The organism is Nesterenkonia sp. (assembly GCF_029265375.1).
Lineage (GTDB): Bacteria > Actinomycetota > Actinomycetes > Actinomycetales > Micrococcaceae > Nesterenkonia.
Genome location: NZ_JAJUJJ010000011.1, coordinates 1 through 12,024, shown reverse-complemented (window position 1 = coordinate 12,024; position 12,024 = coordinate 1). Strand labels below are relative to the sequence as shown.

Annotated in this window: 10 protein-coding genes; 8 read left to right on the top strand and 2 right to left on the bottom strand. The window is 64.1% G+C overall.

Translation table 11 applies throughout. The features are described from left to right. Positions 1-3: 3 nt before the first annotated feature. Together Q1K09_RS06135 and Q1K09_RS06130 are read right to left on the bottom strand one after the other, a co-directional pair. Positions 4-507, bottom strand: coding sequence for an FHA domain-containing protein (locus Q1K09_RS06135; RefSeq protein ID WP_300344022.1), 504 nt, complete (start codon positions 505-507; stop codon positions 4-6). Positions 508-568: 61 nt separating this feature from the next. Then, complete coding sequence (locus Q1K09_RS06130; protein WP_300344021.1) at positions 569-1,330, bottom strand: DUF3662 and FHA domain-containing protein; 762 nt, start codon at positions 1,328-1,330, stop codon at positions 569-571. 446 nt (positions 1,331-1,776) lie between these two features. On the opposite strand from Q1K09_RS06130, the gene Q1K09_RS06125 reads away from it, so the two are divergent. From Q1K09_RS06125 to Q1K09_RS06090, 8 genes are all read left to right on the top strand, one after another. Further along, complete coding sequence (locus Q1K09_RS06125) at positions 1,777-3,003, top strand: ABC transporter substrate-binding protein (protein ID WP_300344111.1); 1,227 nt, start codon at positions 1,777-1,779, stop codon at positions 3,001-3,003. 3 nt (positions 3,004-3,006) lie between these two features. Further along, positions 3,007-4,041 (top strand): sugar ABC transporter permease, encoded by a 1,035-nt coding sequence (locus Q1K09_RS06120; RefSeq protein WP_300344020.1) that lies wholly within the window; start codon positions 3,007-3,009, stop codon positions 4,039-4,041. Beyond that, positions 4,042-4,941, top strand: a complete 900-nt coding sequence (locus tag Q1K09_RS06115; RefSeq protein WP_300344018.1) for a carbohydrate ABC transporter permease — start codon at positions 4,042-4,044, stop codon at positions 4,939-4,941. Next, positions 4,938-6,380 carry a GH1 family beta-glucosidase gene (locus Q1K09_RS06110; RefSeq protein ID WP_300344017.1) on the top strand — a complete coding sequence of 481 codons (1,443 nt, stop codon included), beginning with the start codon at positions 4,938-4,940 and terminating at the stop codon, positions 6,378-6,380. Before Q1K09_RS06115 ends, Q1K09_RS06110 begins: the two co-directional genes overlap by 4 nt. Before the next feature lie 5 nt (positions 6,381-6,385). After that, entirely contained in the window at positions 6,386-7,390 is a 1,005-nt protein-coding gene (locus Q1K09_RS06105; protein ID WP_300344016.1) for a LacI family DNA-binding transcriptional regulator, read from the top strand. Positions 7,391-7,538: 148 nt separating this feature from the next. Next, complete coding sequence (locus Q1K09_RS06100) at positions 7,539-8,078, top strand: YceI family protein (protein WP_300344015.1); 540 nt, start codon at positions 7,539-7,541, stop codon at positions 8,076-8,078. 211 nt (positions 8,079-8,289) lie between these two features. Next, positions 8,290-8,688, top strand: a complete 399-nt coding sequence (locus tag Q1K09_RS06095; protein ID WP_300344013.1) for a (deoxy)nucleoside triphosphate pyrophosphohydrolase — start codon at positions 8,290-8,292, stop codon at positions 8,686-8,688. A gap of 218 nt (positions 8,689-8,906) precedes the next feature. Then, positions 8,907-11,639, top strand: a complete 2,733-nt coding sequence (locus Q1K09_RS06090; RefSeq protein ID WP_366909079.1) for a DUF3427 domain-containing protein — start codon at positions 8,907-8,909, stop codon at positions 11,637-11,639. The last annotated feature ends 385 nt before the right edge of the window (positions 11,640-12,024 follow it).

Here is a 12,024-nt window from a genome sequence, read left to right as displayed (position 1 = left end):
GTCTTAGGTTCTCAGTTCCAGCACGGTTTTGCCGATGCGGATGCGGTCGCCGGGCTCCACTGTGGAGGCGCGGGTGAGCTGCTCCTCGCCCAGCCAGGTGCCGTTGGTGGAGCCCAGGTCCTCCAGGAACCAGCGGGAGCCCTGGGGGAAGAGCCGGGCGTGCTTGCCGGAGGCGTAGTCGTCCTCCAGCACCACAGTGCACTCCTGGGCGCGGCCGAGCATGATCGGAGCCGAACCCAGCTCCACCTCGGTGCCGACCAGCGGCCCTTCGGAGACCACCAGCCGTCGCGGCCGCGGGCGGGGCTGCTGGCCCGAGTGGTGGACGGTGGCCGGGGTGCCCCCGGAGGCCTCAGCGCTGGGGGCAGGCGGAGCGGTGCGCGGAACCCGGGTGCGGGAGCGCTTGGAGATCTTCATGTCCCGGCCCTGGGCGGCGATGATCGACAGGATGAGGATCCACAGCAGCAGCAGCAGGCCGAACTGCAGGACGGTGATGGCCAGTTCGCTCATCGCCCCACCCCCTGCAGGGTCCGGGTACGGCGGATGGTCACAGTGCTCATAGGCGTCTCCTTCAGCCTAGGCGGAAGCGCAGCCGAGCGTTGCCCAGAGCGATCACAGCGCCATCGTGCAGCTCAGTCTCGGCCGAACGCAGATCCTCGCCATTGACGTAGGACCCGTTGGTGGAGCCCAGGTCCCGGGCGAACCAGCGGCTGCCGGCGCGCTGGATCTGCAGATGCTGCCGGGAGACGCCGGTGTCGGAGATGGTGACATCCGCCGAGGAGGACCGTCCCACGATCGTGGTCTCCTGGTTCAGGGGCAGGGCCCGGCCTTCGTACTCAATGGTGGCCGCAGCGGAGGATGCCGGGGCCGGGGGCCTGGGGCCGCGGGACGGCAGGGCGCTGGTGGCCGTCGGCCCGGCCGCCGGAGCATGGGCGGGGCGGGAGACAGCGGCGGCGGGATCCACATCCCGGTCGGTCTGGGTTTCGATGCTCATCTGGCCGCGCTTGAGCTCGGTGTTCTTCACGAAGGTGGCTTTCACCGGTCCCAGCAGGGTGTAGCCCTGGGAGTCGGCGTGGCGGATGATCTCCTCGCAGAGCTCCTCAGCCAGAGCCTGGCCGTACTTCTTGGCTTCGGCGAAGTCCGCCTCGGAGAGCCGGATCTTGTAGAGGTTGGGCACCACATTGGCCCCAGCGGCAGCTTGGGCGGACTCGCGGTCCATGTGGCGGCGTACTGCTGTGGCGATCTCCACGGGGCCGAGGCCTCCTCCGCGTCCTGTGAAGGCGCCGCGGACGGCTCGCTCGATACCGCGCTCCAGACTGTCGAGCAGACCCACGGGCACCTCCTTGGCTGGGCAGTGTTGGGCGGGCCCGGTGCGGACCCCGCCGGTGGGCAGTCTGCGCCCGAGTCTACTTGCTTCGCCACCATCTTCCTGCTCAACCTGCAGAATCGGTGCCGCTGATCCGCCCAGGTCGCGGCGAGAGCCCCGGGCTGTGAAGCTTGTCACCGCCTGCGGTCGGTGTTACGGTCATCACACCGTGAGAGCGCTCTCACGACGTTCGGGGCGCAGCGGAGCCGACCCCTGGCGCCGCTGAAAGGACGCAGACAGCTCACCCGTCGGCAGCGGGCCGCAGCTGGCTTCCCGGCCCCGGATTCAGCGCAGCTGCTGAGCACCGGCAGCAGCACAGACCTTGAGGAGGACACGTGAGCACCACAGACCACACACCCGGCCCCAGGCCCCGCCGACACTTGGCAGCCGCAGCCGCCGCGGCCGCCGCGCTGATGCTCAGCGCCTGCGGCAACGAGGCTGACGGCGAGACCAGCGGCTCGGAGGCAGAGGCCCCAGAGAGCCTGACGGTCACCACCTTCAACGAATTCGGCTACGAAGAGCTTTTCGAGGAGTACGAGGAGCTGACCGGAATCCGGATCGAGCACAACAAAGTCGACACTGCAGAGAACGCCCGCGATGCCCTGCGCAACAGCCTGGGCGCCGGCACCGGGGCCAGCGACATCGAAGCCGTGGAGGTCGACTGGCTGGTGGAGTTCATGCAGTACTCCGACCGGTTCGAGGACCTCTCCGACCCGGAGGTCGAAGGCCGCTGGCTGGACTGGAAGTATCAGGACGCCGTCGATGAGGACGGCCGGCTCATCGGCTACGGCACCGATGTGGGGCCGCAGGCCCTGTGCTACCGGGCGGACCTGTTCGAGGAAGCCGGGCTGCCCACCGACCGCGAAGAGGTGGCCGAGCTGCTCGACGGCGACTGGGAGAACTACTTCGAGGTCGGCCGGGAATTCGTGGCCAACTCCGAGGCCGCCTGGTACTCGGGCAGCGACAACATCTGGCAGGGCATGATCAACCAGGTGGAGGTGCCCTACGAGACTGAGGACGGAGAGATCATCGCCGACACCAATCCGGAGGTGAAGGACCGCTATGACGCGCTGGTGACCGCCAGCGTGGATGACGGACTCTCCGCCGGACTGTCCCAGTGGTCCGGAGACTGGACCGATGCCTTCCAGCGTGACGGCTTCGCCACCATGCTCTGCCCCGGCTGGATGCTCGGAGTCATCGAGGGCAATGCCGACGGCGTCGAGGGCTGGGACATTGCTGATGTCTTCCCCGGCGGCGGAGGAAACTGGGGCGGCTCCTACCTGACCGTGCCCAGTCAGGGGGAGAACGTCGAGGCCGCCAAGGAGCTGGCCGCCTGGCTGACCGCACCGGAGCAGCAGATCAAGGCTTTCGAGGCCATCGGCGCCTTCCCCTCCACTGTGGAGGCCCTGGAGTCAGAGGAGGTCCAGTCGGCCACCGATGAGTTCTTCAACGACGCCCCGGTCGGAGAGATCCTGGCCAACCGCGCCGAGGCGGTGGAGATCCAGCCGCTGAAGGGCCCGAACTACCTGCTGATCAATGTGGCCATCCAGGACGCGCTGAACCGGGTTGATGTCGACGGCGTCGACGACGCCGAGAGCTCCTGGGAGAAGTTCGTCGACGACGTGGAGGCCATGAGATAGCCCATGGCTGCTGTCACCTCCGCTGAGCGGGCGCAGGTGAGGAACACCGGCTCCGGGGCGGGCCGATCCGCGGGACCCGGCCGCAAACCGGCGGCCGGGAGCCTGCGGAATCGGCTCTCCGCCTGGGACCGCAGGTTCTCGCCCTACCTCTACATCAGCCCGTTCTTCCTCCTGTTCGCCCTGGTCGGCCTGTTCCCGCTGGCCTACACCGCGTGGGTCGCCGTCCATGACTGGGACCTCATCATGGGCCAGGGCGAGTTCACCGGGTGGGAGAACTTCGCCGACGTGCTGGGCCAGCGGGACTTCTGGGTCGCGCTGCGCAACACGCTGAGCATCTTCATCCTCTCCACCGGGCCGCAGGTGGTGGCCGCCATCGTCATCGCCTACATGCTTGATACCAATCTGCGTGCCAAGACGTTCTGGCGCATGGGGGTGCTGCTGCCCTATGTGGTCACCCCCGTGGCGGTGGCGCTGATCTTCTCCAACCTGTTCAGCCAGCGCTTCGGCCTGGTCAACTCTGTGCTGGAGAGCATCGGCATCGGCGGCATCGGCTGGCACTCTGAGGTGCTTCCCTCCCACCTGGCGATCGCTACCATGGTGAACTTCCGCTGGACCGGGTACAACGCGCTGATCTTCCTGGCCGCCATGCAGGCCATTCCGCGGGATCTCTACGAGCAGGCGGAGATCGACGGCGCAGGCAGGGTGCGGCAGTTCCTCTCGGTGACAGTGCCCATGCTGCGCCCGACGATCATCTTCGTGGTGATCACCTCCACCATCGGCGGTCTGCAGATCTTCGATGAGCCCAGGATGTATGACCAGTACGGCCGCGGAGGCACCGACGGCCAGTGGCGGACCCTGACCATCTACCTCTATGAGCTGGGGTGGACCCGTTCCGACTTCGGGCTGGCCTCCGCAGTGGCGGTGCTGCTGTTCCTGCTGATTGTGGCCATCGGCATCATCAACTTCAGCATCACCCGGCGCATCGCCGACGCCGAAGCCGCCGACCGGCGGATTCGTAGGCAGAAAGGGGCCCGATAGATGTCCGCAGCTGCACCTATTTCCCCAGTCGACGCGCAGGCCCAGCCGCCCCGGCGCCCGCGCCGCAGAGCAGCTTCGGCCTCGGGGCGCCGCCCCGGGTTCATCGTCTACGGGTGCCTGGCCGCCGTCGTGCTCGGCGGGATGTTCCCGCTGTGGTGGAGCGTGCTCATCGGCTCCCACCACTCCACGATCCTGGCTCAGACCTCCTTCCCCTGGTGGCCGGGCGGGAACTTCTTCGCCAATGCCGCCGAGGTGATGGACACCATCCCGTTCTGGCGGGCCACGGCGAACTCGCTCATCGTCTCCACCACCACCGCCTTCTCCGTGGTGCTGTTCTCCACTCTGGCCGGCTACGCCTTCGCCAAGCTGCGTTTCCGCGGCTCGGGGCCGCTGCTGGTCTTCGTGATCGCCACTATGGCGGTGCCCACCCAACTGGGCGTGGTCCCGCTCTACCAGGTCATGGCGGCCCTGGGCTGGACCGGTGAGCTGACCGCGGTGATCGTGCCGGGATTGGTGACCGCCTTCGGAGTGTTCTGGATGACTCAGTACCTGCGTCAGGCGATCCCGGATGAACTCATCGAGGCCGCCACAGTGGACGGCTGCAGCATGATCCGCACCTTCTACCACGTCTGCCTTCCGGCAGCCCGGCCCGCGGCCGCCATGCTGTTCCTGTTCACCTTTGTACTGAACTGGACCAACTTCTTCTGGCCGTTCATTGTGCTGGGCCCGCAGAACCCCACACTGCCGGTGGCGCTGCAGCAGCTGCAGGCCGCCCACTTTGTGGACTATTCGCTGGTGCTCACCGGGGCCACGCTGGCCACTGTGCCGCTGCTGATCCTCTTCGTCTTCACGGGCCGCCAGCTCGTGTCCGGAATTATGCAAGGAGCTGTCAAAGCATGAATCACGCTGTGCCCGCTGAAGCTGTCGCCTCCCCCACGGCAGTCAGGTTCCCACCGAACTTCCTGTGGGGATCAGCCACCGCCGCCTACCAGGTGGAGGGCGGGTGGAACGACGGCGGCCGCGGGGCTTCCATCTGGGACACCTTCTCCAAAACCCCAGGGAAGGTGTTCGAGGGCCACACCGGGGACACCGCCTGTGACCACTACCGGCTCTTCCGGGAGGACGTGGCACTGATGAAGCGGCTGAACCTGCAGGTCTACCGCTTCTCCGTCAGCTGGTCCCGGGTGATGCCGGACGGGGTGACTCCCAATCCGGAGGGGCTGAAGTTCTACTCGGATCTGGTGGATGAGCTGCTGGAGGCCGGCATCACCCCGTGGCTGACCCAGTACCACTGGGACCTCCCGCAGGCGCTGGAGGACGCCGGCGGCTGGACGGTGCGCAGCACGGCAGAGGCGTTCGAACGCTATGCGGTGGTGCTGCATGAGGCCCTGGGGGACCGGGTGCGGCACTGGACCACGCTGAACGAACCCTGGTGCGCGGCATTCCTCGGCTACGCCAACGGCCACCACGCGCCCGGCCGCACCGAGCCCAGCGCTGCTCTGGCCGCGGCTCACCACCTTCTGCTGGCCCACGGACGGGCCGTCACAGCGCTGCGTCAGCGGGACCCGCAGCTGCAGCTGGGCCTGACTCTGAACTTCACCGATTATCAGCCGGCTGATCCTGACTCGGCGGCGGACCGGGACGCGGCCCGTCGGCTGGACGGCTCGTTCAACCGGTTCTTCATCGAGCCGGTGCTGAAAGGCGCCTATCCCTCCGATGTGCTGGCCGACCAGGCCGGCCTGTGGCCCCAGGGGCTGGTGGCCGAGTGCGATATGGAGACCATCTCCACACCGATCGACGTGCTGGGGGTGAACTTCTACACCGGAGAGCTGCTGAGGGGTGCGGACCCTGAACAGGCCGCTGAGAAGGCCGCCGCCGCCCGGCGCGCTGGTCCGCCGACCCCGAATGTGGGCAGCGAACACGTCAGTCCGGTGCCCCGCGAGCTGCCGCGCACTGCCATGGGATGGGAGGTGCTCCCGGAGGCGCTGCACAGGCTCCTGGTGCGGCTGCACACCGATTACACCGGTCCGGCGAATGTGGCGCTGTATGTCACTGAGAACGGAGCTGCCTACGAGGATGAGCTCACCGAGACCGGAATCCACGACGCCGAACGGCTCGACTACATCCGCCGGCACCTTCATGCTGTCCACGCCGCGATCGAGGACGGCGCGGATGTGCGCGGATACTTCGTGTGGTCGTTGCTGGACAATTTCGAGTGGGCCTTCGGCTACTCCAAGCGATTCGGCATTGTCCATGTGGACTACACCACCCAGCGGCGGACACCGAAGGACAGCGCACACTGGTATGCCCAGGTCGCTGCCACCGGCATGGTGGACTAGGGGGCATGCCGGCAAAACGACTCCCCACCCTGGAGGATGTGGCCGCCCGGGCCGGTGTCTCCCGGGCTACTGCTTCCCGCGTGGTGAATATGGATCCCCGTGTGGGCAGTGCCGCGCGGGAGGCTGTGCAGACTGCGGTGACCGAGCTGGGGTACCGGCCCAACCGCAATGCGCGCTCGCTGGTGCGCCCCGAGCCCGACTCCATCGCCGTGGTGGTGCCCGAGGCCGAAGATCGAGTGTTCACGGACCCGTTCTTCGCCTCGCTGCTGGCATCGATCACTCAGTCGTTGGCCGACTCCCCGGTGCAGGTGCTGCTGGCCATGGGTCAGCCGGGGAACTCGCTGAAGATTGAGCGCTACCTGCGCGGTGGCTACACCGACGGGGCCATCGTGGTCTCCCATCACCGTGATGACCACATCTGGCAGGTGCTCACCGAGACCCGGCTCCCTGCGGTATATGTGGGCCGGCCCTATGTGGGCGATGTGGGCATCCCGTATGTGGATGTGAACAACCACGCCGGCGGCAGGTTGGCAGCGGAGCACCTGGTCACCGCTGGACGGCGGTGCATCGGCACCATCACCGGAGCCATGGATATGGCTGCCGGTGAGGACCGGCTGGCCGGGTGGCGGCAGGGGCTGCATGAGGCGGGACTGCCCGATGACCTGGTGGAGCATGGTGACTTCTCCTCGGAGTCCGGGGCGCAGGCGGTCGCGCGGCTGCTGGCGCGCCAGCCGGAGCTGGACGGACTGTTCGTCGCCAGTGACCTGATGGCGGTCGCTGCGATCCATGAGCTCCAGGGGCGCGGGATCCGGGTGCCGGAGGATGTGGCCGTGGTCGGTTTTGACGATTCGCAGGCGGCTCAGCTGACACGCCCTCCGCTGACCACCTTGCAGAACCCGGTGGCGCAGATGGCGACGACGGCGGTCTCGATGCTGATGGGGCTGCTGGAGGAGCAGCCGGCGTCGTCGGTGGTCCTGGAGACCGAACTGGTGCACCGGGCCTCAGCCTGAATCGGTGACGCCGGAGTGAACTTCCCGTGAACTGGTTCAATTTTGAAATAAATGTGGGCTAGAGTGAGTTGAGATCCAGCGAACCGCAAGCAACAGCGGGAAACCTACTGCGAGTGATCGCATCCATCCATCACTGAAGGAGACACACATGGCAGTCACCCTGACTCCCGGCACCTGGACCCTGGACTCGGCACATTCGGAGATCGGCCTGACCGTGCGTCACGCCGGCATCTCCAAGGTGCGTGCGGTCTTCGAGGAGGCCACCGGCACCCTGAAGGTCGCCGAGGACGGCACCACCGACGTCAACGCCGTGGTGCGCGCTGAGTCCTTCAACTCCAAGAATGAAGATCGCGACGCCCACGTGCGCGGCGAGGACTTCCTGGACGTTGAGAAGTACCCGGAGATGACCTTCGTGGCCACCGGCGTGAAGCCCACCGGCGAGACCTTCGACCTCACCGGCGAACTGACCATCCGCGGTGTCTCCAAGGAGGTCACCTTTGAGGTGGAGTTCGGCGGCCAGGCCGTGGATCCCTTCGGCGCCACCCGCGCCGGCTTCTCCGCTTCTTCCGTGATCTCCCGCAAGGAGTTCGGTCTGAGCTGGAACGCGGCCCTGGAGACCGGCGGCGTGCTGGTCGGCGACAAGGTCACCCTGGACCTGGAGGTCGCCTTCGTCCACCAGGGCGAGTGAGCCCTGGGCTGAGGCCCATCCCGATCTTCGCGCAGCGCCCTCGCAGTCGGACCGGACCCGGCGGCGGGGGCGCTGCTGTGTAGTGGCAGGCCTTTTGTGCTGCTGGACCAGTGGACTAGAAGCTCGCCGATTGGGACGTTTGGCTCCCTAGCCTTGTCGTAGCTCACCGGTAGGCTTGACGGCGAGCTGCAGAGGGAAAGCCGAGGGACGCATGAAGAAGCAGATCAACGTGGTGGGTGCCGTCATAGTTCAGGACGGGAAGATCCTATGTGCCCAGCGTGGACCGAGCGGTAGCCTGCCCAATATGTGGGAGTTCCCTGGTGGCAAGATCGAACCGGGAGAAACGCCAGAACAAGCGCTCTATCGAGAAATCACCGAGGAACTTGAGTGCGAAGTCCTGGTGGGCGAGCATGTGGATACAACCACGCACGAGTACGACTTCGGCATCGTTACCCTCACCACCTTTTACTGTGAACTCATCGCGGGCCGGCCGCAGCTCACCGAACATGCTGAAGTCAAATGGCTCGGGCCGGCAGACCTGCGGACTCTGGAATGGGCTCCCGCTGACGTTCCGGCGATTAAGAAGATAGAAGCGAAGTTCAGCGCATGAGTCTGAGTCCAGATTTCGCATGGGCCTCGGGACCACTCGAGACCGATCTTCGGTACGGCTTTCTCAATCGTTCCCACCCGGGGCGTGGGACCTTCGCTCCGCAACTTGTCTTGAACGCCTCTAACGGTGAGACAGTACTTCGGAGCCTCAGAACAGAACTCCGCCGAGCGGACGAGTTCCTTTTCTCCGTTGCGTTCATCTCACCGTCAGCCATAGCGATGCTGCGCCAGGATCTTTACGATTTTCACGGTGAAGGCGTCATCGTCACCGGTACTTACAACACCTTCAACCCTCCGAGGGTCTTCTACGATCTGCTGCGAATCCAGGAGCAACATCCCCGCGTCAAGATCCGCGTACACAATGCGGACGCCTTTCACCCCAAGGGGTATATCTTCCGCCAACGTGGCAGCGTAACGGCCCTCATCGGCAGTTCTAATCTCACTGCCACAGCGCTCACGAAGAATCACGAGTGGAACCTCAAAGTATCAGCAGCCACTCAGGGCGATCTGGCCACCCAGATCGACCGTCTCACTCAGGATCAACTGGCGGCATCGATTCCTCTGAGCGAAGAGTGGATTGAGTCCTACTCCGATACCTACTCAGTGTTGCCGCCTTCCCCTTGGCCGCTTGAGGTTGCAGGGGACCAGCAGGCGCGGGGCGCTATTGGAACGAGCACGTCAACCAGGCCGGGTCGCCCAGAAATTAGGCCCAACTCGATGCAGAAGCAGGCGTTGGCTGCGATTCAGGAGATGAGAGACCGGGGTTGTGACCGAGCGGTGGTGATATCCGCGACGGGCACTGGCAAGACGATCCTGTCTGCGCTGGATGTCGCCTCGTATTCTCCCCGACGGTTCCTATTTCTCGTACACCGAGAACAGATCATTGATCGTGCCATCGCTGAGTACAAGAAGGTACTGGGAGGGCGCGACGCCGATTATGGCAAGGTGGTCGGCCGTACGAGAGAAACGGATGCCAAGTACGTCTTTTCGACCATCCAAACCTTTTCCCGTTACGACGTACTGAGCTCATTCGGCCCGGATACCTTTGACTACGTTCTCATCGACGAAGTGCATCGAGCCGGCGCGGCCACCTACCAGCAAGTATTGGCGCACCTCAAGCCGCCCTTCCTATTGGGCATTACCGCCACGCCTGAGCGGACCGACGGCTTCAACATCTTCGAGCTATTCGACTACAACGTCGCCTACGAGATTAGATTGCACGATGCTCTCGAAGCCGACATGCTCTCACCGTTCCACTACTACGGCGTCTCCGAAGCCACCTTCACTGATGGCACCACGATTGACGCTGATGCCAGTCTCGACGTCTTGACCGGTCAATTCCGCGTTGACCATCTTCTCAGTGCTATTGCGAAATATTCCCAGCAAGGCGTGCAAACCCAAGGACTCATCTTCTGCAGTCGTAAAGACGAGGCCCGTCGTTTATCAGATCAATTAAATCAACGCAGACTCAATGGACAGATGCTGCGCACCAAGGCGCTGACAGGCGACGACAGCAGCGCAGAACGTGCCAGGGCCGTAGAACAGTTGCGGGCAGGCGAGCTGGACTACCTGTTGACGGTTGACATCTTCAATGAAGGAGTCGACATTCCCAGCGTCAACCAGGTCATCATGTTGCGGCAGACACAGTCGGCCATCATATTCGTCCAACAACTAGGCCGCGGGTTACGCAAAGCCCCAGGCAAGGATCACCTCACCGTCATCGACTTCATCGGCAATTACGCCAATAACTACATGATTCCCATCGCCTTGTTCGGCGATAGATCGCTCAACAAGGAATCCATGCGCAAGAGCCTCACGGTTGCAGAAGAGGACGGATTTCTCGCAGGACTATCCAGCGTCCACTTTGATGAGGTTGCGCGTCGCCGCGTGTTTGACTCCATCGCCACGGCCAGACTGGACAGCCTTCGTGACCTCAAGAGAGAGATTGAACTCATTGAACAGCGCGTAGGACGTGTTCCCCAGCTCCGGGACTTTTGGGAACAGCAGTCTGTCGATCCCGTGGTGCTCGCGACCCGGCAGGAACACTATCCAGCTCTCCTGCACAAAGTCCGCAAGGTAGATCCTCTCCTCACCCCGGGCGAGTCGCGCATGCTGCACTTGTTGTCACATGAGGTTCTTCCCGCCAAGCGACTTCACGAATTTGTTCTCCTCGTTGCTTTGTTGGAACAGAAGTCGATCACGAAAGACGAACTCCTGCGGCGATTGCACGAGAGCGGGCTACTCGCAGACGAACTGGTGGCTAAGAGTGTGATCGACACGTTCACATTAGACGGCTACAACGCGGGGGACCGTGCACGGTACCAGGACCCATTGGCCTTCGCTGAGCACGATGGGACTGTTTGGGTGAGTAATGAGTTGCATGAGGCCTACCACAGTAGGGAATCATTTCGTCGGTACGTCGACGACCTCATCTGGACCGGAAAACGCAGAAACGCCTCCGAGTACCGGCATGACAGAATCTTTACGCCCGGCAGTCAGTACTCCCGCCGAGACGTCTGTCGATTGCTGGGGTGGGCTCGGTCGAACGCGTCGACGATATACGGATACCGCACTGATGTTGATACGGGTGTGGCCCCGATTTTTGTGACCCTACATAAGGGTGATGATGTTGAAGCTAGCGTCGCTTATGACGATGCCCTCCTGGATCCGTCAACGATGCGCTGGTACACCCGTAGCCGCCGAACACTCCGCAGCGGCGAGGTGAGCGCAATCGTCAATAACGAGGTGGACGTCCACGTCTTCGTCCAGAGGGATGACGCTGAGGGAACAGGCTTCTACTATCTCGGCCAGGCGCACGCAGAGAGTCCTGATCAGACGACGATGCCGGGCAAGAACGGCGAACCCTTAGATGTTGTCCGGATGCTCCTAAAGTTTGAAGAGCCAATCGATCATTCACTCTTCGAGTACTTTCATCCGACGCTCACTGGCTGATTTCGCATGACTACATTGCCCGGGACAGCGAAGAAGAAGGGGCTAGGGCGCCGGGTCCCCGGGGCGCCAGGCACCATTGGTCGGCGCCCTCAAGTGAGACGAAATACCCCCAGCTAACGCGCTGAGGAGCCGCAGCTTCGTCGGCTGCGGGGCCCGGCCCAGCGCCGATACGCTGGTGGGCGTGCCTGATCAGTCCCTTGAGCCCAGCGTGGATGCCTGCGATCCCGCCATGCGGGTGCGCCCCTGGAATGCCCCCGGTGTTAGGTCCAGGTCTTATGTGAGTTGCGGGGATTGATCTTCTCTTCTGTGGCGGCAGCTCGCGGCATAGACCGCCGGTGCCTGGTAGCCCAGCGCTGAGTGCCGCCTGTGGTGATTGTAGTCATGC